Here is a 20,002-nt window from a genome sequence, read left to right on the forward strand (position 1 = left end):
TTCTGCAGTTATTTTCAGGTTATGGTGAAACTGTTGTCAGGCGTCCGTTATCTGCGCTTTGTTTTTTTTGTTAGCAGCGTTTTTTCAGTGCTGCCTCTGCAGGCGGCTGAGGTTGACCAGTTCAGCGGGCATTCTGCTGTTCTGCTGTCTGATGCAGCCCCCTTGCTTGAAGCTGAGGTTAACCGCCGCCTGCAACTCGCCGTAACTATGGCCAACCGGCCGGTGACCAAACCACCCCAGCTGCGTTCCCGTCCGGCGTTGCAGTATCCTGTCTGTGAAGAAGAGCGTCTGTACGACGCGCTGAGCTGGGAGCTGGCGCGGCCGGTGATTGGCCAGCTTGAAACTTTTGCCGAAGAACACCCGCAGATCAGCCGGCGCCGTGTAGCTTTCCGCGATTCGGTATACCGTAATTTTATCTGGCAGCAATCCCCATCACTGGTGCTGAGTGAACGCGTTGCCGCCGTTATCCGTGTTGGCGATGTGGAAATTGGCAGCGATAAACTTGGCCACTTTTTTACCGAAGGCTACAGCTATTTTGAAGTTACCGACCGGCTGCAGGATTCGGTTGAAGAGGGCATGCTGTTTGGCGAGTGGTCAGAATCTCTGTACTTTGGCGCTCAGACCACGGGGGTGTTTTCCTTTGCTGATCTGGCGGCCAATCTGAATGGCCTGCGTTTCTGGAACCGTATTCTGGCGCAGCATCCTGACCCGTTATCCGGGCGTGAGGTTACGCCTTATATCCGCTGTGAACAGCAGCGCTGGAGACTGGTTGATACATTTCATTTCAGCGGTTATATCGACACAGCCTGGAATGAAAGCGTTAATTGCTCCGCTTTCCGTAACCTCAGCATGCTTGAGCAGGTACTGCATTATCAGCCGCTTTGTACCCCGCAATCGTTACCGCAAAATAAATATGGCCGCTGGCAGGATCGGGTGCTGAACCATGCCGGTTTGCAGGTATTGCCTGATTATCTGCAGCCGGAAGTGATTCTGGCGCAACGTGCCTTTATGCAGGAAGTCCGTCTGCCACAGGGCGTGGTAGAGCGTATCCGGGAATTACGCCTGCAGCTTGATCTTTGGCGGCAGCAGCCACAGCCGCCATTGGCAGACTCTTTCCACGATAATCAGCGACAGGAGCCATAATGCAGCGCATCGTACTGGATCTGGCCATCTCCGCTCAGGAATATCAGCGCTTTTATCGCGGCCAGGTAAAACAGGTCGTGGCACGGGCGCTGGACGGACGGAATGTCCGTTTTCCTGCCAGCGTGCTGCAGCAGGTTGTGCAGCATGAAGGTATCTATGGCCGTTTTGCCATTGAATTCGATGATCAGGGCAAGTTTCAGCGTATTGTGCGCCTGGGAGCCTGACTTTCACGGTATAGCGCGTTTTTTTGCGCTCAGTCGTCTACAGCGCGGACGGACTGGCATATAATGCCGGCCGTTTTGCCACCCGCTTTGTCAACTGAGGTCTGTTATGGATTGGTATGCTCTGAGTCGCGCTCTGATGTTTCGTCTGAATGGTGAAACCTCCCACGAACTGGGACTGGATATGATGGGGGCCAGCGAACGCCTTGGACTCTTGCAGTTTCTGGCGCCTCAGGTTGCATCTTTGCCAACTACCGTTGCCGGTATTGAATTCCCTAATCCGGTCGGTTTAGCCGCGGGTCTGGATAAAAACGGCGATTATATCGATGCTTTTGCCCGTCTGGGTTTTGGTTTTATCGAAATCGGTACCGTCACTCCGCGTCCGCAGCCGGGTAATCCTAAGCCGCGCCTGTTCCGTATTCCTGAACGTCAGGCCATCATCAACCGTATGGGCTTCAACAACAAAGGCGTTGATCATCTGGTTGAGCGGGTAAAAGCGGCAAAATACCGTGGTGTGCTGGGGATTAATATCGGTAAAAACTTCGATACAGCCGTCGAAGACGCGACTTCTGACTACCTGATCTGCCTCGATAAGGTGTATCAGCATGCGACCTATATCACCGTGAATATTTCCTCGCCGAATACTCCGGGGCTGCGTACCCTGCAGTTCGGCGATTCGCTGAAACAGCTGCTGGAGCCGATTAAAGCCCGTCAGCTGGAGCTGGCCAAAGAATTCGGTTACAAGCCGGTGTTCGTCAAAATTGCACCGGATATGGAAGAAGACGACGTGGCGCTGGTGGCTGAAACCTTTGTTAACAGCGGCATCGATGGTGTGATCGCCACCAATACCACACTGTCGCGTGAAGGTGTGCAGGGTCTGCGTTACGGTAATGAAGCCGGTGGCCTGAGTGGCGCGCCACTGGAAGATCTGGCAACCGAGACCGTTGAGCACCTGTGTCAGGCGCTGGCCGGTAAACTGCCGGTGATTGGTGTGGGCGGCATTCTCGACGGTGAAGGTGCTGCAGAAAAGGTCAAAGCCGGTGCGTCGCTGGTGCAGATTTACTCTGGTTTTATTTATCGTGGGCCGGAGCTGATCCGCGAAGCGGTGGATGCACTGGCCGATTTACGTACACAGGGCTGAGTTTGCCCGGGCAGGTACGGCGTTTAAGCAAAAAAAAGCCCTGCTTGTAGCAGGGCTTTGCTTCCCTGAAGAGGAAGCGTGCACAACGGGCATTAAGCCCTGGAGAACGTCATACGGCCATTTTATGAATGCCAGAAACGCCGGTGTAACCATCCCAGTGGTCGGCACGACCGGAACGCCAACCTGCAAGCCAGGAGTCTCGTTGTGGTCCTATGGGTGCAAGATCTTTTGAACGGCGCTCAACGCCAGCGCGATAACCACGTGCAAAAGCTCTTTCCTGCATGTCGCGTTTCTGTTTTTTCATAGAAAGCTTCCTCGCTAAAGTTATTTGCTCGACGGCCAGAACAACTGGTTGAATCACTGACCGAACCCCTGTTGTACCTCAGGCTGGTGAGGAATGTTAATTATTTATTACTTCTAAGCGTCACTATTCTTACAGCCACAGGCTATTTGACGAAACGGGTTTTCTCATCATGCAAAATGAAACAACAGCAACAACCATGACCTGGCTGGCGGCTTGTCCGAAAGGTATCGAATCCCTGTTGGCGGATGAAATCAGGCACTTGGGCGGTGAAGTTGAACGTGAAACACACCTTGGTGTGATCTGGCGCGGCGACCTGACGCTGGCCTATCGCTTTTGTTTATGGAGCCGTCTGGCGAGCCGCCTGCTGCTGCCTTTGAATGAAAGTCAGGTAGACAATGTCGACGAAATGTACGAAGCGGCCCGTTCTGTCGAATGGCCAGCCATTTTTGCGGTGGGAGCGACCTTCCGCATCGATTTTCACGGCCGTACTGATTACCTCAACAATACGCAGTTTGGCGCGCAAAAGATCAAAGACGCCATTGTTGACCGCTTCCGTGAGGACACCGGCGCCCGCCCGTCGGTGGATAAAGACGGCGATGTCCGTATTGAAGCGCAGCTGCGCAAAGGCAAACTTAATCTGTATTACAACTTCAGTGGCGACAGTCTGCACCGTCGTGGTTACCGTCTGCAGCCTGGTAAGGCGCCATTAAAAGAAAACCTGGCGGCTGCGGTTCTGATCCGTGCCGGCTGGCCTGCACTGGCGGCAGAAGGTAAGCATCTTATTGACCCAATGTGTGGTTCCGGCACCCTGCTGATTGAAGCGGGGATGATGGCCGCCGACATCGCACCGGGTCTGAACCGCCAGAAGTGGGGCTTTGAAGGCTGGCTGGGCCATACCCGGTCACTGTGGCTGGCCGAGGTTGAGCAGGCGCGTCTGCGCCGTACCGCGGGGCTTAACGCCATGCACAGCCGCCTCTACGGTTTTGATATTGATGCCGATCAGCTGGCGGCCGCCCATCAGAACCTGAGCCGCTCTCCGCTGGCCGGTAAGATTCACCTGGAACGCCGTGCGGTTGAGCAGCTGCGGGTGCAGAACGAAGTGATTGAAGAGGGCGGTCTGGTGGTCTGTAACCCGCCTTATGGTGAGCGCCTGAGTGAGTTGCCACAGCTGGCGCCGCTGTATCAGCAATTCCACGATGCCACCATGCGCCTGCCGCAATGGCAGCTGGCGGTGTTTACCGGTAATACCGATCTGGCCAAGAGCATCCGTCGTCCGCTGGATAAGCAATACCGCCTGATGAACGGGCAGATAGCGACCCGCCTGCTGGTATTCGGTGCTGCCGACGAGCGCTCAGCACAGCCACAGGGCAGTATGATCCGTGGTCCGGTTGAAGCCTTTGCCAACCGTCTGAAAAAGAATATGAAACCACTGCAGAAGTGGGCCAGGCGCGAAAATGTTGAATGTTATCGCCTGTACGATGCCGATCTGCCGGAATACGCAGTGGCGGTTGATCTGTATGGCGACTGGCTGCATGTGCAGGAATATGTGCCGCCGAAGTCCATCGACGAAGCCAAAGCAGAACGCCGTCTGCTGGATGTGCTGGCCGTTCTGCCTGAGGTGACCGGTATTCCGGCGCAGCAGATCGTCCTCAAGCGCCGTGAACGTCAGGCCGGCAAGCGCCAGTACGAAAAGCAGAACACCGAACAGCGTTTTATGCCTGTACGTGAAGGTAATGTGCAGGTGCTGGTGAATCTGAAAGATTACCTCGATACCGGTCTGTTCCTCGATCACCGTCCGACCCGCCTGCAGATTGCCGGGCTTGCTTCTGGCAAGCGCTTCCTGAATCTGTTCTGTTATACCGCCACGGCCAGTGTGCACGCGGCGGTGGCCGGAGCGCATTGCACCAGCGTTGATATGTCACGCACCTACCTTAACTGGGGCAAAGAGAACTTCCTGCTGAATGGTATCAAACCGGAACAGCACGAATTTATTCAGGCCGACTGTATACAGTGGCTGCGTGATTGTAATGAGCGCTATGACCTGATCTTTATGGACCCGCCGACGTTTTCTAATTCCAAGCGGATGGAAGGGGTGCTGGATATTCAGCGCGATCATGTGATGTTGGTTGAACAGGCCATGCGCTGTCTGAATCCGGGTGGACTGCTGATTTTCTCCAATAACCTGCGACGCTTTGATCTGGATATGGATGCACTAAAAGAGTTCACAATAAAAGATGTGAGCGCAAAATCGGTGCCGTTTGATTACGGGCGTCGTCCGAATATTCACCATTGTTTCCACATAACATATCCTGCCTGACGTTGTATGCACGCATTCAGGGCGCGTGAGTGCTGAATGCGTGCGCAATCCTCACACTTTGTTCCGGCTTTGTCAGGCAATCCTGACAAAGTTGGTACGGAACCTGCTAAAACCCTGACTTATTGGATTGTTGCGCACCACTCTGGTGTCCATTTTTCCAGCCGGCACTCTCATGAAGCATCACAACTCCGGTTGTTGATCAACTGATCTGAGTGAGCCGTTTTTATCAGCAAGAACCCAGCGAATTAAAGTGAGGACACAACGTGGAAACTATTGACGTTAACAGCATCAACAGCGCCGTTGAGACTTTGATGCAAAGCGCCAACACCATGTTTATTCTGCTCGGTGCCATTATGGTACTGGCAATGCACGCCGGCTTCGCCTTTCTGGAAGTCGGTACCGTGCGCCATAAAAACCAGGTCAATGCTCTGGTAAAAATCATCACCGACTTTGGTGTGTCGACACTGGCGTACTTTTTCATCGGTTATCAGATTGCCTATGGGGCGAACTTCTTCAGCGGCGCCAGCGAACTGGTAGCGAATAATGGTTACGACCTGGTGAAGTTCTTCTTCCTGCTGACCTTTGCTGCGGCGATTCCGGCCATTGTGTCCGGTGGTATTGCCGAACGTGCAAAGTTCTACCCGATTCTGATTGCTTCTGCCCTGACGGTAGCTTTCGTATATCCGTTCTTTGAAGGCATGATCTGGAACGGTAACTACGGCTTCCAGGGCTGGCTGGAAAACAGCTTTGGTGCTCCGTTTCACGACTTTGCCGGCTCCGTGGTGGTTCACGCCGTCGGTGGCTGGATAGCCTTTGCCGCGGTTGTGTTGCTGGGTTCCCGTCGTGGCCGCTACCGTGATGGCCGTGTGGTGGCTTTTGCACCGTCCAATATTCCGTTCCTGGCCCTGGGTGCGTGGATTCTGGCTGTGGGCTGGTTCGGCTTTAACGTGATGTCTGCCCAGACTCTGGATGGAATTTCCGGTCTGGTAGCGGTTAACAGCCTGATGGCGATGGTTGGCGGTACTGTGGTTGCCATGATTGTCGGCAAAAAAGACCCGGGCTTTATTCACAACGGTCCGCTGGCGGGTCTGGTGGCGGTGTGTGCCGGTTCTGACCTGATGCATCCGATTGGTGCATTGATTGTTGGTGGTGTTGCCGGTGCGTTGTTCGTCTTCGTATTCACCCTGGCGCAGAATAAATTCCCTAAATTCGATGACGTATTGGGTGTATGGCCACTGCATGGTCTGTGCGGTGCCTGGGGCGGTATTGCCGCCGGTATTTTCGGTGCAGAAGCGCTTGGTGGTCTGGGTGGCGTAAGCTTTATGTCACAGCTGCTGGGAACGGTTGCCGGTATTCTGGTGGCAATGATTGGCGGTTTTGTGGTCTACGGTATTGTTAAAGCCATCTCCGGCATCCGTCTGGATGAAGAAGAAGAGTTTAATGGTGCTGACCTGTCGATCCACAAAATTGTATCGACCAGCGAAGACTGATCACTTCTTTTCATTGCTTCTCACAACAAAAAAGCCGCAGGGAAATCTGCGGCTTTTTTGTTTAAATACCGGCAGACTCCGGAGTCAGAGAGGTTGATATGGCAGAACGCATCAGGGATTTACCCGGCCTGGGTGAAAAAAGTGAGCAGTCACTGGCACTGGTTGGTATCACCGATGTTGAGCAATTACGTAGCTGTGGCGCGGTGATGGCTTTTTACCGCTTACAGCAGTTGGCTGCCGCTGAGGGGCGGGCCAAGCCCAGTCTGAATTTTCTTTATGCTCTCGTCGGTGGCCTGAGTAACCGCAGCTGGCTGGCGGTTGCTCAGAGTGAGCGGGAACAGTTATTGATGGAATTAGAAGGAATCTCTGAAATGGAGCGTATGTTTCAGGCTGACAGTGAGTGATTCCATCGTATCTCACGGTGTAGTACCCATAAAAAAACCTCCATACGGAGGTTTTTTTATGTCGGTTGATTCATCAGCTTTTAACGGGAGCCTTAATGCCATGACTCATGGCGTACAACACCGGTACTACACCCAGCGTCAGTACAGTGGCAAAACCAAGGCCAAAGCTGATAACCACGGCCATAGCGCTGAAGAACGGATCAAACAACAGCGGTAACATGCCAAGGATGGTGGTCAGTGCTGCCATGGTTACCGGCCGCAGACGGCTGACCGAGGCATGAAAAACCGCATCGTATGGTTCCCGGCCTTCGCTCAGTTCGAGCCGGATCTGATCAACCAGCACAATTCCGTTTTTAATAATCATGCCCGACAAGCTGAGAAAACCGAGCAGCGCCATAAAGCCGAATTCAGCGCCCAGTAACAGCATGCCGGCGCTGACGCCAATAATCGCCAGTGGAACACAGGCCCAGATTACCAGCGCACTGCGCATTTCGTTAAACAGCAGCACGGTAATAATAAACATCAGCAGATAGCCCAGCGGCAGTGAGGCAAACAGACTTTGCTTAGCTTCGCTGGACGATTCATATTCGCCACCCCAGCTCAGCTCGTAGTCGGGTGGCAGGGGGATGGCTTCGATCTGTGGCTTCAGGCGCTTAAATAAACCATCGGCGGTGATGTCAGCGTCCAGATCCGGATCGGCAAAGACACGGATGGTACGCTTGCGATCTCGGCGGGCAATGATCGGATCTTCAAACACCACATCAAAGTGCTCAACCACCTGACCGATCGGAATATAACGGCTGAATACCGGACTCCAGATCTGCAGGTCGGTGAGGCCATCGATATCAAGCCGTTCATACGCAGGTGGGCGCATAATAATGGGCTTTAAGGTGGTGCCTTCACGGTACATACCAATACTTTTCCCGGAAAAACTGAGCTGCAGCAGATCGTCCATATCCTGTTTGGAAATACCGGCGCGGCGGGCATTTTCTTCATTAAATACCGGGCGAATCACTTTCTCGCGTTCGCGCCAGTCGTGACGGATATTATCGGTGTCAGGGTCTGCACGCATAATCTGTTTGGCCTGCTCGGCCAGAATACGCAGCTGTTCCTGGTCTGGCCCGGCAAAACGGGCCTCAATTTTAGCCGCACTGCCAGGGCCAATTTGCAGGCGTTTGAATTTCACAAAGGCATCCGGCATTTCTTTTTGTGTCCAGCGACGGGCATCGTCAATTAATGCCGGAATCTGTTCCCGCTCGGCAGTACGTACCATAACCTGAGCATAGGCACGGTACTGCCGCTCCGGTGCGTAGGTCAGCATAAAACGCAGTTCACCCTGACCGACCGTGGAGGAGGTAAATTCCACTTCTTCTTTTTGCTGAAAATAATTTTCCAGTGCCAGAGCCTGCTGTTGTGTTGCGCGGATATCGGAGCCTTCGGGCAGCCAGATATCAATCAGGAACATCGGTGTGTTGGATGGCGGAAAGAAGCTTTGTTTTACAAAACTGTAGCCGTAGATCGCAATAAACATGGCAGCCAGCATCACGCCCATCGTCGCTCCGCGGCGCGCTAACATCAGGCTCAGGGTTGTACGATAAATATCGTACAGAAAACCGTGGTAAGGATCGCTTTCCGCATCCGGATGCTCTTCTTTATTAAACAGCAGATGACAGAGAAAAGGCGTCAGGGTAATGGCGGTAATCCAGCTGAACAACAGGGAAATCAGCAGCACATAAAATAATGAACCAACAAACTCACCGGTTGAATCCGGTGATAAACCGATAGGTGCAAAGGCGGTAACGGCAATTACAGTGGCACCTAATAGTGGCCACTGGGTTTGCTGCACAATGTCGTAAGCGGCGCGGGTTCGTGACAGGCCTTTTTTAATACCCACCATAATGCCTTCGGTAACGACCAGTGCATTATCGACCAGCATACCGAGAGCAATAATTAACGCCCCCAGCGAAATCCGGTGCAGCTGAATATCCATGACCTTCATGGCAATAAAGGTACCCAGAATGGTCAGCAACAGAATAATGCCGATGATAATACCGGCGCGCATGCCCATAAACAGCAGCAATACAACAATCACAATCAGGATGGAGGCCAGCAGGTTAAGTACGAAGCCGGTGGACGAAGCATCCACTTCGGCTGGTTGGTCATACAGTGTGTGCAGTTCAATTCCTAATGGACGGTTGGCATCCAGTGCTGCCATTTTCTGCCGTAATTGTTCTCCGACAGCAACAACGTTAACACCGCTGTTAAACGCGATACCAATACGCAGCGATGGCATACGGTTGTAATTTGTAAGGTGGTCAGGAACTTCGGCAATACCTTCAGAAATATTGGCAATGTCGCGTAAATAAATCAGTTTATCGGAGCCTGCCTGGCTGACCAGCAAGTCGCCGAGTTCCTGAACGGAGCGGAATTCTCCGGTTGGATGAATGCGGATATATTCGTCGCCGATACGGATATGGCCGGCATCCTGTACGGTATTCTGCGTCTGTAATAGCTGATACAGACGCGACAGCGGAATGCCGAGGTTGGTCATGCGCTCACGGGAAATATCAATAAATACCTGTTCCTGCTGAGTGCCGGATATGGTGACCTTGGCGATGCCATTAAGCGTCGATAATTCACGCTTGAGATAATCGGCATAATCATTCAGTTCTTCGTAGCTGTAATCGTTACCCGACAATGCCAGCAACACACCGTACACATCGCCAAAATCATCCATCACAATCGGAGCATTGGCACCGGGTGGCAGGGACGGGGTTTTATCATGCACTTTACGGCGTAATTCATCCCAGATCTGCGCCAGCTGATGGGATTTATAGGTGGGTTTAATCACCAGATGAACCTGGGAAAAACCAGCTTTGGAAATAGAATCAACATGCTTGATATAGGGCAGTGCCTGAATGGCGCTTTCCAGTGGTGCGGTAACTTCTTCCTCCACCTGTAGCGCGCTGGCGCCGGGGTAGTAGGTAATCACCATGGCTTCTTTAATGGTGAACTGCGGATCTTCAAGACGGCCCAGCCCTAAATAGCTGATGGCTCCGCCGACGAGCAAAATGGCCAGCATCATCCAGCTGGTCGTGCTGTGCTTAATAAAGTAGGTGGCCGAGTTCTGTGGCTGACTCATGCTTAAAGACCCCGTTCCTGAATCCAGGGGCGGATACGCATCCCTTCATGGGCCTGATGAACACCAGCGGCGAGAATGGTATCGCCTGGCTGTAATCCCTGAGTGATTTCCAGCCCTGCGGTTGACAGCTGGCCGATTTTTACAGCGCGTGTTTGCAGGGTCATATCAGCGGTTACTATCCACACCATCGCCTGCGAACTGCCATCGGCCTGCTGTTCGCCCTGAAAGACTGCCTGGGGTGGGACAATCAGGTTCTGGCTGCTCTGGCTCAGTACCTGGCTCAGATCCACATGCACGCTGGCACTCATCCCTGGCAGTAAATTCAGCGAAGGCGGACGGGGCAGGGTCAGCGTGATGGTAAAGCTGCCGGTCGCCGGATCAGCCTGAGCCGTATGCTCTTTATAGCTGGCGCGGAAACGCTTGCCTGGCAGGGCCTCAAACTCAACATCCGGCTGATAGTTGGTGTTTTCTTTTTTGGCGATATGCGCCATCAGGTTTTCCGGAATCTGTAAGCGAACTTCAAGCTGATCCTTGGCTTGCAGCATAACCAGGGTTTTACCGGCGGCCACCGGCTGATGATTATCGGCATAGACTTCAGCAATAACGCCGGAAAACGGTGCCTTTAAGGTGGTGTAAGACAGGTCTGTGCGGGCGCTGGCCAGCGCCGCTTTACTGATATCCAGTTCGGCTTTGGCCTGATCAAACTGTGACTGGGAAATCTGCCCCAATTCAAACAGGTCTTTCACCCGCTGAAACTGTGACTCCGCCAGCTCATAGCGGGCTTTACGGTCATCAACACGCAGCTGGTAATCGGCCGGGTCAAGGCGCGCTAATACGTCTCCCTGACGCACTTCTTTACCGGCCTGAGCCGGCAGTGTCAGCAGTTCACCACTGACCCGGAATGCCAGTGCAGCACGTTCGGCGGCCTGTACCTGAGCCGGAAAGCGTCGCAGCATTGTCTGGCTGGCCGGGCTGATCTGGAAAACTTTAGCCGGATGAACCACGGTAGCGGTTGCACTGGCCTGTTGCTCAGAGCAGCCACTGGTAAGCAGTAGTGTTAATGCTGCAGCGGGCAGCAGCCACAAAGGGCGGGATACATGGATCATGCGCAATTCCTGTTAGCGGGCTGGCGGGAGCCGGGCGGAATGAATGCCGGGATATCTTATTGATAAGCATGGCCTTTCATTACGGTTTGGCCAGTCTTGGGGAGGATTTTAGGCTAGTTTGTGTTTTGTCAGCAGATATGAAATCTGCAACCGATAATCCTGAATTCAGGACAATCTTCATTATTTACCAATAAATATAAGCGCCTTTAGGTCTCTTTGTTTTAAAAAGAGGATTAATTGCCGGCAGATACTACAGCAGCCGCTGCAGGAAAGAGGGGAGTGTCCGGCCGGCCTGGCCGTACAGGTGCTCGGCAAAGGCATCTTCGGTATTCGAAGGCTCCAGATTGATCTCTACGGTGTGGGCACCGGCCCGGCGGGCGATGTCGACAAATCCGGCTGCCGGATAAACATGGCCTGAGGTTCCGATACTCAGAAACAGGTCACACTGCTCCAGCGTGGCGCAGATCTCATCCATATACAGTGGCATTTCACCAAACCACACAATATGCGGTCGCAGAGTAGGCCGCTGGCAGCAGGGACAGAGAATATCGGCACTGATATCGCCTTTATGTTCGATGATCCTGCCGCTCAGCAGACAGCGGGCTTTGTTCAGTTCGCCGTGCATATGCCGCAGGTTACGGCTGCCGGCCCGCTCATGCAGATCGTCAACATTTTGAGTAACCAGCAGAAATTCGCCAGTAAAGCGCTGTTCGAAGTCGGCCAGAGCCAGATGAGCAGGGTTTGGCTGAACCTCGCTCAGCTGACGCCGGCGGTCGTTATAAAAACGCTGCACCAGCTGTGGATTGCGGGCAAAGGCTTCGGGTGTGGCAACGTCCTCCAGACGGTGGTTTTCCCACAGTCCGTCAGCATCACGGAAGGTGCGGATACCGGACTCGGCGGAGATGCCGGCACCGGTCAGAACAACGATGCGCTGGAATTCGGATGTCTTCATGGTCAGTCGTGGAAGTGGTCGGCAAAAAACGCACGGATTTCGTCTTCCCGTGCACAGGCATCCTGAAAGCCAAGGTCAATCAGGCTCTTACAGAAACCACGGGAAAACAGCAGATAACTGAGAATACCGGAGCCGTTCTGGCTGGCATTACCACTGCCGCCAAGGGCAAGTTTTAATGCGCGTGGTATTTCGTTTGCGTGCTGGCCGGCAATCTCATCAATCGATTGGCTGGGATTAATCTCCAGAAGCTCGATGGCCTTCAGCTCCATGCCTTCCTTTTTCCGTACCGATTCCGGAATTTTTTCGACGGTACGGTTAATGCGACGTAAGCGTTCAACATCGGTTTCCATACTGTCAAGGAAGGCGGCATTGAGCATATGCCCCATAATTTTGGCCGGCGATGGATAAGAACTGCTTTGTGGGCGCTCTTTGCGTTTGTGAGCGATACCGCTGACACCGATCACCATGATTTTTTCTGCCCCCAGATGCAGCGCCGGGCTGAGTGGCGCCAGCTGACGTACGGCGCCATCGGCAAAATATTCGCGGTGAATTTTGACCGACGGGAAAATCATCGGAATGGCCGAAGAGGCCATCAGGTGATCCAGGGTGATGCGGCTGCGGATGCCAACACGGCGCTGACGCTGCCAGTTATTGATGCTGTAGTGGCCCTGAAAAAAACTCACGGACTCGCCGCTTTCCAGGCCCGAGCAGTTGACGGCAATGGCGTGCAATGCACCGCTGTCGATAGCCCCCTGAATATTGTCGAACTTCACGACTTCGTTCAGCAGTTCACGCAGAGGCTGGTTATTAAGCAGAGAGACGGTATCGTTTTTATAGCCCCGGCCAATCAGCAGGCTGCGGGTTAGGCGGGCAAGTGAGGCCGATACTCCCCAGAAGTCGGTGCGGTAGATCTGGTCGCAGCTGAAATGCATCCAGATACGCTCAAGGTGTTTGATTCCCATGCGATAATTTTCGGCATAGCTTGCCAGGGCGACGCCATTAATCGCGCCAGCGGAAGTACCGGAAATAATATCGAAGGGGTTGTAATGACCTTTAGGCAGAATTTTGTGAATCGCTTTTAACACGCCCACCTGATAAGCCGCCCGGGCGCCGCCGCCGGAGAGAATTAATCCTGTTTTTTTAACGTCCAAATCCGTGTCCTGCTGTCTCTGGGGGTCTCTGAATTATTTGTCTGCGCCGGTTTTTCTGGTGCGTAGCTTTCGGAAAACGCTTTGCCGACGAGAGTCACCGGTAAACCGGCCTCTGACGTGCGACTTTCCGCCGTGCAGTGTTATCACCGGCTCTCTCCGTGATTTCATGCCTTCTTCTGCAGCGAGTATAGTGCATAATGCGTTTTTCTGAGTTGGCTGGAGAGACTGATGTTCACCGGTATTGTGCAAACCAGATTGCCTGTGGCGGGACTGGAGCGCAAAGAAGATTTTGCCACATTCACTTTTGAATTCCCGGAAAAACTTATGACCGGGCTGCAAATTGGTGCATCCGTTGCCATCAATGGTACCTGTCTGACCGTGCGTACCCTGGAGCAGGGGCGGGTCAGTTTTGATGCTATTGGGCAGACACTTAAGGTCACCAACCTGGGGGATCTGCAGCCGGGCAGTGTGGTGAATATTGAGCGGGCAGCGCGCTTTGGTGACGAGATCGGTGGCCACGTGCTATCCGGCCATATCATGGATCAGGTAACCGTGCTGGCAGTTGATGATTCCGCCAATAACCGGGTGGTATGGATGGAGCGCCCGGCGCATCTTTCGCCTTTCCTGCTGGATAAAGGTTATGTCGCGCTGAATGGCTGCAGCCTGACCATTGCTGAAGTAACAGACGATCGTTTTTGTGTGCACCTGATTCCTGAAACCCGTGATGTAACAACCTTCGGCATGGTACAGGTGGGTGACCGCATTAATGTGGAGGTGGACGCCCAGACTCAGGCGGTGGTGGAAACCGTACGTCGCCTGTTGGCTGATCCACAGATGAGTGCTCTGTTGTCCCGTTAAGGGAGTGGTTCTGTGACAATAACCGGCCGCGTCGTTATCGTCAGCGGCCGGCTTGGCTGATCGCTGAGGTGGACTCAGCGGCTTTGTAAAAAGCGGATAATATCGGCCGATTCGAACATCCAGGTATCTTTGCCGTTATCAGAAATCAGCAGGCAGGGCACGGTGGTCCGGCCGGTTGCCGCATATTGTTGTTTACGGAATTCCTGATTGGTCAGCACATTGCGTTTTTCGACCTCGACCTTTACGCCGGGCAGTGCACGCAGCACACGTTGGCAGAATGGACAGGCGTCGTAGTAGTACAAAGCGTATTTCATAAGTTTCCCCAGATGAACTCTGCATGGATTATATCGAACAAACCGCACTTTTTCTGATCGCAATTGTAGCGAATTGGTTTTCCGCGCTGGCCGGTGGTGGTGCCGGACTGATTCAGCTGCCAATACTGATTTTTATGGGGCTGCCATTCCCGCTGGCGCTGGCAACGCACAAAGTGGCGACGGTTGCGCTGGGCGTTGGTGCGACCGCCCGTCATTTGCGTGAGCATCATCTCGATCGCCGGATTTTGCTGCTGATCGTCGTGGCTGGTGTGCCCGGCGTGATTGCTGGTACCTTGTTTATTCTGGACGTGCCGGCACGTCAGGCTGAGATTGCCCTGGGCTTACTGACTCTGTCACTGGCGCTGTACTCCTGGTTTAAGCCGCAGCTGGGTTTGCATAAAGACGGGCGTAACCGCAGTAAGGCCGGTTTTGCGGTTGGTGCACTGGTGCTGTTACTGATCGGTTTTGCCAATGGGGCGTTATCGGCCGGCAGTGGTTTGTTTGTCACCCTGTGGCTGGTGTACTGGTTTGGACTGGATTACAAAACCGCGGTGGCGCAGACACTGGTTGCGGTCGGGTTAGGCTGGAACGGCAGCGGGGCTCTGACTATGAGTGCCATGGCCGAGGTGCAGTGGAGCTGGATACCGGCACTGGTCGCCGGCTCACTGGTGGGCGGATATCTGGGGGCTCATACGTCGATTCAGGCGGGTAACCTGACCATTAAACGCCTTTATGAACTGGTCACCCTGATTGTGGGGCTGAAGCTGTTGCTTGGCCCGCTCTGATCAGCAGCCGGGTTTCTGTGCTTTGGTTGTGGTGTTCAGCCCTGTTGTTTCATCCCGGCCAGCATCGGCGGGTAACCATTTCTGCACAACCAGACGGATCTGATCAAGACTGATGGGCTTACTCAGGTAATCGTTCATTCCGGCATCAAGGCAGCGTTGCTGATCGCCGGACATGGCGTTGGCTGTGACCGCGATAACCGGAGAATGGCGCTCGCTGAGGTGGCTGGCGCGCAGAATCCGGGTTGCTTCAAAACCATCCATGACCGGCATCTGGCAATCCATAAAGATCAGATCGTAACGATAGGAACGCTCGGCTTTCAGCAGCTCCAGTGCCTTTTCACCGTTATCAGCAACATCCACTTTCAGTTGCAGACGGCTTAACATTGAATTCAGAACGCGCTGATTGATGGTGTTGTCTTCAACAACCAGAGCACGGCCGCGGATATTCTCGATAGGCGTTGTATCAACGGCTTCTACCCGGTTTTTAACCAGACGGACTTCACTGCTGCCCAGCGCCTGTACCGGCAGGTGCAGGTGAACCTGAGTGCCACGGTGTTTTGCACTGTTGATATTCAGACTGCCTTTCATGCAATGACAAACGGCTCGTACCAGTGACAGGCCAATGCCCAGTCCCTGAAAACGACGCTGATCGGAAGCATCTCCCTGACAGAAATAGTCCTGTACGCGGCTCAGCTCGGCTTCGGTCATACCGATACCGGTGTCACTGATATGGACATCGAGGCTGGTGTTTTGATCGTGTTGGCTGACGCCGACTTCAACACGGATCTGACCTTCCTGAGTAAATTTAACGGCATTTTCCAGCAGCGCCTTAAGTGCATGACGGATGCACTTAATATCGGCACGGATATGATTAGGCAGCCCCGGCTGCAGCACCAGCTCAAAGGTCAGATGCTTATCCTGACATTGCTGACGGACATAGTCGGCGGCGGTGCGGATCATCGGCGCCAGTTCAATGGTTTCCGGTGACAGAATACGGTTACCGGCCTGCAGCTCGGTATAGGTCAGAACGTTATCGACCAGATCCAGCATATCTCTGGCGCTGCTGCGTGCGTCCTGCAGAGAACTGAGCAGAGGCTTGCCATGTTCGTCGGCCGCAAGTTCCAGCGATCCCAGTATGCCGTTAAGTGGTGTACGGAACTCATGGCTGATTGTCGCAAGGAAATCATTTTTCAGGCGATTGGATTCAGCCAGCCGCACGGCCCGTTCTTCAAGTTCTTTTTTGACCACAGCCTCAGCATGATTTTTGGCCCGTTCCAGAATTTTGATACGGTCAGCAAGGGCAAAGGACAGTAAAACGATTTCCAGAGCACTGCCGATTTTACTGGCATGAGTGGTCCATAAATTATTGGGTAAATACCCCAGCATCATGGAAATGGTGATCATGCCACCGACAATCAGCGATACCCAGGCAATCAGGAAATAACGGGCCTGATGCTGTCCTTTGAGTAGCGACATTACAGAAGAATAGAAAACGGTGACCAGAAAAATGACCACTACAAATTTGCCGCTGCTCATAACGGTCGCGATATCAAAGACCAGTGAACTCAGGCAGATAAGAGCTGACAAGATCAGGCAAATACGCAATGCAATATCGGCCACGCGATCGTGGATTCTGGTCTGCAGGAAAGCACGGGTGAAGGCACTGCCAAAAACACCGACAAGACCGATGGTTAAGGGAACGGCCATTTGCTCAAGCCATATCCACTGTGGCCAGATAAATTGATAACCGAGGCCACTGGTTGCCAGCTGCAAGGCAGAAAATGAGGCAATATAGCCAATATACAGCAGGTAATTACTGTCACGGATGCTCAGCCACAAAAAGAAATTGTAGAGGAACATCACCAGCATCATGCCGTAATAAAGTCCCAGCCCATATTGCTCGTTACTGCGCTTTTCAACAAAGTGGGTAATTTCCCAGAGGCTGATCGGTACCTGCATGGAGCTGGTGGTCTGCACGTTGAGATAAACCGTCTGTTGTTTATCCGTGCTGAAATCGAGGGGAATAACAAAATTGCGGTGCGATACCGGTCGCTGTGAAAAAATATTCAGGTCCCCCAGCTCGTAATGACTGAGCTGAGCGCCACCTGCACGATGGGTGACGGCATTAACCACATCCAGAAGAGGGTAATTAATTTCCAGCAACCAGCGTGTTTTTACACTCCGGCTGGCATCAATATTCAGCTTCAGCCAGTAAGCAGATTCCGTGAAGCCTTCATTAAAGGCGGCTTTGGGGTAAAGACGGAACGGGATATTCTGCTCAAGAATATAGGGCAGGGATAACTGAGCCAGCGGATCTTCGAGATAATACAGAGCACCGGCGCTGTTTATCTGGCTGGTGTCATCGGTTAAATACAGTACCTCGGCAGGGGAGTCTGCTGTGTTTTCGGCAGCAACCGGCAAAGCCACCGAGAACAGTGCCGAGAGACTTGCCAGTAATACAGTAAGAACAGCAGTACGCAGCATATGATAATCTTTTTTATGCCGCTTCCCTGATTACAGACAGCCTGCGTAAGCATCCTTGCTATCTGCAACCGCTGTGCGGTCGATTATTTTTTCCGGGGACAGGCTCAATCAGAGGGTACCTGCCCGTGTAAACCGGTTCCTGAACGTGGCAATTATTGGGTATAGCAATAATAAATACCAGAGCGCACCACCGCCCGATGGACCACCGGAACTGACAACAATCACTTCCGTTACAGGCTGTGGGGCACTGGCAACCAGTGTCACATTGATGGTCTGGCTGCTGAATGTTGTATTAATAGTAGTCGCTATCTGATCAATATTGCTATGCCGGATTTGTAATTGCAGCGGTGTTTTTATACTCAGGTCACCCAACCAGTTGTAGCTGACAGAGGTGCTGCTGATGCTGTTCAGTGAAAGTACTTCCTGACTGTCATCATCAAACAGCAGAGTCAGCTGCGGCAATTCAGTACTGAAATCGAAACCGCTGGCCTGAACGATGCCGTTAAGGCTGAAGGGCGACTGCAGTGCCGTCAGCGTCGCGGTTGCAGTGGTTTGTCCGCTGTCCAGATTCAGCCCGGCACTCAGATAACCATCTGCACTGATGTTCAGCTGCAGGCTCTCCTGAGGCAATTGCAGGCTGATGTTGCCATTGTTGTCTGCGCTGGCTGAAGACGGCAGCCCCCAAAGTTCAAAACGGCTGTCGGCAATAGCAGCAACCGCGGTACTGATGGCTTGCATACTCTGATCGCTGACGCTGATCAGTACCGTTCTGCCGGGCTGCAGTGCCAGTTCCAATTCGCCATCCGGCAGATTGCTGCCAGACGCGGTGATTACAGGCTGGCTGCTGCTACTGACCGCATTAAAGGTCAGTACCGCCGTGGCGGCATTGAAGTTTGCGGCATCATCGGTTGCGCTGATGGTGTTCAGGGTCGTGCCGTTGGCATCGCTGAAAGCAACTTCTGCTGAACTGCTGGACAGAGACAGCAGGGTAGCGGCAGGAGCACCTTCGACGGTAACTGTCTGGCTGGCCGACAGGGCCAGTGTCGGCGTTACATTGGTGATGACCCGCAGTGGACGTTCAATGTAATAGGTTGCGCTGAAGCCGTTGCCGTCGCTGACGGTCAGGGTATAGGTGCCAGCGAAGGCGCCACTGGTTGGCATGGCCAGAGAATAACGCTGAGTGCTGCTATCGTAGCTGAGCAGGTTGTCCTGCTGGCTGCCATTGAAGAACACAGAGGTTGTCAGCTGGCCGTCACCGCCACTGAGGGCAAGGCCGATTGAATTCAGCCCGGCGCTGAGAGTGTCACCATTACCCAGTATGGTTTCATTCTGCTGCAGTTCGAACTTCGGTAATACGGTAATCGCCAGGATTGCGCTGTCGGTCAGCAGGCCGTCGCTGACACTGAGACTGAGACTGGCGGTACCGGTAAAGCCGCTATCGGCACTGATACTGAGCTGGTCAGCACTGATGCTGGCTGAGACGCCAGCGCCGCTGCTGAGGATGCTGTAAGTCAGACTGTTGTTATCGGCATCGGTAGCGCTGAGAGTGATATCGGCGCTGGTTTCCTGCAGCAGGGTCAGCGCCGCCGGAGGATTAAACACCGGCGCCTGATTGCTGGCTGACAGCACATTTACGCTGATGCTCTGCGATGTTGTGATATCACCATCACTGACAGCGACTTCAACCATGGTGACACCGCTGGTATCTGCAACCGGCGTCAGTGTCAGCGTGCTGCCGTTCAGACTGCCGTCGATCTTGCTGCTGTCAAAACTCACCAGATCGAAAGTCAGAGAGCCCGCAGCGGTATCAATATCGGTGGCGGTCAGTGTGATGGTCAGAATGTCATCATTGGCGACATTAACGTTGTCCGTAGAGGTAAACACCGGGGCATCGTTAACCGGATCTACGGTGACGTTAACACTGGTGCTGTCAGTAAGCGTGCCATCAGATACCTGTACCGTGATATTGCCGGCACCGTTGTAGTCGGCTTGCGGAGCAATGGTTAAGGTGGTGCCGCTGATGCTGGCGCCCAGTTCGGTGGTAGCGGAGGTAATGCTGTAGGTTAACGAGCCGCTGTCGATATCTGTGGCACTCAGGGCAACATCCAGCGTGGCATCTTCGTTCAGGGTTTGGGCTGCAATTGTGTCTATGACCGGCGCATCATTGACCGGATCTACGGTGACATTAAA

Annotated in this window: 16 protein-coding genes; 8 read left to right on the plus strand and 8 right to left on the minus strand. The window is 53.4% G+C overall.

Going from position 1 to position 20,002, the window contains the following annotated elements; translation table 11 throughout:
* Window positions 1–87: 87 nt before the first annotated feature.
* The 3 genes from HUF18_RS07885 to HUF18_RS07895 all read left to right on the plus strand — a co-directional run bounded on the left by HUF18_RS07885 (window position 88) and on the right by HUF18_RS07895 (window position 2,505).
* Window positions 88–1,143 (plus strand): hypothetical protein, encoded by a 1,056-nt coding sequence (locus HUF18_RS07885; RefSeq protein ID WP_225691760.1) that lies wholly within the window; start codon window positions 88–90, stop codon window positions 1,141–1,143.
* Window positions 1,143–1,367, plus strand: coding sequence for a DUF2835 domain-containing protein (locus HUF18_RS07890; protein WP_145469483.1), 225 nt, complete (start codon window positions 1,143–1,145; stop codon window positions 1,365–1,367). Before HUF18_RS07885 ends, HUF18_RS07890 begins: the two co-directional genes overlap by 1 nt.
* A 106-nt stretch (window positions 1,368–1,473) precedes the next feature.
* Window positions 1,474–2,505 (plus strand): quinone-dependent dihydroorotate dehydrogenase, encoded by a 1,032-nt coding sequence (locus tag HUF18_RS07895; RefSeq protein ID WP_225691761.1) that lies wholly within the window; start codon window positions 1,474–1,476, stop codon window positions 2,503–2,505.
* A gap of 109 nt (window positions 2,506–2,614) precedes the next feature.
* On the opposite strand, the gene rmf is transcribed toward HUF18_RS07895, so the two are convergent.
* Window positions 2,615–2,809 carry a ribosome modulation factor gene (rmf, locus tag HUF18_RS07900; protein WP_145469485.1) on the minus strand — a complete coding sequence of 65 codons (195 nt, stop codon included), beginning with the start codon at window positions 2,807–2,809 and terminating at the stop codon, window positions 2,615–2,617.
* A 169-nt stretch (window positions 2,810–2,978) separates the two neighbouring features.
* Here rmf and rlmKL point away from each other — a divergent pair, with 169 nt between their 5' ends.
* The 3 genes from rlmKL (at window position 2,979) to HUF18_RS07915 (ending at window position 7,020) form a co-directional block, all read left to right on the plus strand.
* Entirely contained in the window at window positions 2,979–5,126 is a 2,148-nt protein-coding gene (gene rlmKL, locus HUF18_RS07905; RefSeq protein WP_225691762.1) for a bifunctional 23S rRNA (guanine(2069)-N(7))-methyltransferase RlmK/23S rRNA (guanine(2445)-N(2))-methyltransferase RlmL, read from the plus strand.
* Window positions 5,127–5,437: 311 nt separating this feature from the next.
* Window positions 5,438–6,616 (plus strand): ammonium transporter, encoded by a 1,179-nt coding sequence (locus HUF18_RS07910; RefSeq protein ID WP_145469538.1) that lies wholly within the window; start codon window positions 5,438–5,440, stop codon window positions 6,614–6,616.
* Window positions 6,617–6,714: 98 nt separating this feature from the next.
* On the plus strand, window positions 6,715–7,020 hold the full coding sequence (locus tag HUF18_RS07915) for a TfoX/Sxy family protein (protein WP_225691763.1): 306 nt from the start codon (window positions 6,715–6,717) through the stop codon (window positions 7,018–7,020).
* A gap of 73 nt (window positions 7,021–7,093) precedes the next feature.
* On the opposite strand, the gene HUF18_RS07920 is transcribed toward HUF18_RS07915, so the two are convergent.
* The 4 genes from HUF18_RS07920 to HUF18_RS07935 form a co-directional block, all read right to left on the minus strand.
* A complete protein-coding gene (locus HUF18_RS07920) occupies window positions 7,094–10,162 on the minus strand; it encodes an efflux RND transporter permease subunit (RefSeq protein WP_225691764.1) in 3,069 nt (1,022 codons plus the stop codon).
* Between the two features lie 2 nt (window positions 10,163–10,164).
* Entirely contained in the window at window positions 10,165–11,268 is a 1,104-nt protein-coding gene (locus HUF18_RS07925) for an efflux RND transporter periplasmic adaptor subunit (protein ID WP_225691765.1), read from the minus strand.
* A 250-nt stretch (window positions 11,269–11,518) separates the two neighbouring features.
* On the minus strand, window positions 11,519–12,220 hold the full coding sequence (gene cobB / locus HUF18_RS07930; protein WP_225691766.1) for a Sir2 family NAD+-dependent deacetylase: 702 nt from the start codon (window positions 12,218–12,220) through the stop codon (window positions 11,519–11,521).
* A 2-nt stretch (window positions 12,221–12,222) separates the two neighbouring features.
* Window positions 12,223–13,371 carry a patatin-like phospholipase family protein gene (locus HUF18_RS07935; protein ID WP_225691767.1) on the minus strand — a complete coding sequence of 383 codons (1,149 nt, stop codon included), beginning with the start codon at window positions 13,369–13,371 and terminating at the stop codon, window positions 12,223–12,225.
* Between the two features lie 228 nt (window positions 13,372–13,599).
* Here HUF18_RS07935 and HUF18_RS07940 point away from each other — a divergent pair, with 228 nt between their 5' ends.
* Window positions 13,600–14,229: a riboflavin synthase subunit alpha gene (locus HUF18_RS07940; protein ID WP_225691768.1), complete on the plus strand. Its 630-nt coding sequence runs from the start codon at window positions 13,600–13,602 to the stop codon at window positions 14,227–14,229.
* 74 nt (window positions 14,230–14,303) lie between these two features.
* On the opposite strand, the gene HUF18_RS07945 is transcribed toward HUF18_RS07940, so the two are convergent.
* Window positions 14,304–14,543: a glutaredoxin family protein gene (locus HUF18_RS07945; RefSeq protein ID WP_225691769.1), complete on the minus strand. Its 240-nt coding sequence runs from the start codon at window positions 14,541–14,543 to the stop codon at window positions 14,304–14,306.
* Between the two features lie 23 nt (window positions 14,544–14,566).
* Here HUF18_RS07945 and HUF18_RS07950 point away from each other — a divergent pair, with 23 nt between their 5' ends.
* Complete coding sequence (locus HUF18_RS07950) at window positions 14,567–15,328, plus strand: sulfite exporter TauE/SafE family protein (protein WP_225691770.1); 762 nt, start codon at window positions 14,567–14,569, stop codon at window positions 15,326–15,328.
* Here the strand turns inward: HUF18_RS07950 and HUF18_RS07955 are convergent, their stop codons facing one another.
* On the minus strand, window positions 15,329–17,812 hold the full coding sequence (locus HUF18_RS07955; protein WP_225691771.1) for a hybrid sensor histidine kinase/response regulator: 2,484 nt from the start codon (window positions 17,810–17,812) through the stop codon (window positions 15,329–15,331).
* Between the two features lie 108 nt (window positions 17,813–17,920).
* Window positions 17,921–20,002, minus strand: a 2,082-nt coding sequence (locus HUF18_RS07960; RefSeq protein WP_225691772.1) for an Ig-like domain-containing protein, incomplete at its 5' end; no start/stop codon positions are given.

The organism is Thalassolituus sp. ST750PaO-4 (assembly GCF_020320405.1).
GTDB lineage: Bacteria > Pseudomonadota > Gammaproteobacteria > Pseudomonadales > Oceanobacteraceae > Venatoribacter > Venatoribacter alkanivorans.

Excerpts from the sequence above, each read along its gene's own strand:
- HUF18_RS07950 (WP_225691770.1), top strand. The coding sequence starts at position 14,567 with ATGGATTATATCGAACAAACCGCACTTTTTCTGATCGCAATTGTAGCG.
- HUF18_RS07895 (WP_225691761.1), top strand. The coding sequence starts at position 1,474 with ATGGATTGGTATGCTCTGAGTCGCGCTCTGATGTTTCGTCTGAATGGT.
- HUF18_RS07890 (WP_145469483.1), top strand. The coding sequence starts at position 1,143 with ATGCAGCGCATCGTACTGGATCTGGCCATCTCCGCTCAGGAATATCAG.
- HUF18_RS07955 (WP_225691771.1), bottom strand. The coding sequence starts at position 17,812 with ATGCTGCGTACTGCTGTTCTTACTGTATTACTGGCAAGTCTCTCGGCA.
- HUF18_RS07945 (WP_225691769.1), bottom strand. The coding sequence starts at position 14,543 with ATGAAATACGCTTTGTACTACTACGACGCCTGTCCATTCTGCCAACGT.
- rmf (WP_145469485.1), bottom strand. The coding sequence starts at position 2,809 with ATGAAAAAACAGAAACGCGACATGCAGGAAAGAGCTTTTGCACGTGGT.
- rlmKL (WP_225691762.1), top strand. The coding sequence starts at position 2,979 with ATGCAAAATGAAACAACAGCAACAACCATGACCTGGCTGGCGGCTTGT.
- cobB (WP_225691766.1), bottom strand. The coding sequence starts at position 12,220 with ATGAAGACATCCGAATTCCAGCGCATCGTTGTTCTGACCGGTGCCGGC.
- HUF18_RS07920 (WP_225691764.1), bottom strand. The coding sequence starts at position 10,162 with ATGAGTCAGCCACAGAACTCGGCCACCTACTTTATTAAGCACAGCACG.
- HUF18_RS07915 (WP_225691763.1), top strand. The coding sequence starts at position 6,715 with ATGGCAGAACGCATCAGGGATTTACCCGGCCTGGGTGAAAAAAGTGAG.
- HUF18_RS07940 (WP_225691768.1), top strand. The coding sequence starts at position 13,600 with ATGTTCACCGGTATTGTGCAAACCAGATTGCCTGTGGCGGGACTGGAG.
- HUF18_RS07910 (WP_145469538.1), top strand. The coding sequence starts at position 5,438 with ATGCAAAGCGCCAACACCATGTTTATTCTGCTCGGTGCCATTATGGTA.
- HUF18_RS07925 (WP_225691765.1), bottom strand. The coding sequence starts at position 11,268 with ATGATCCATGTATCCCGCCCTTTGTGGCTGCTGCCCGCTGCAGCATTA.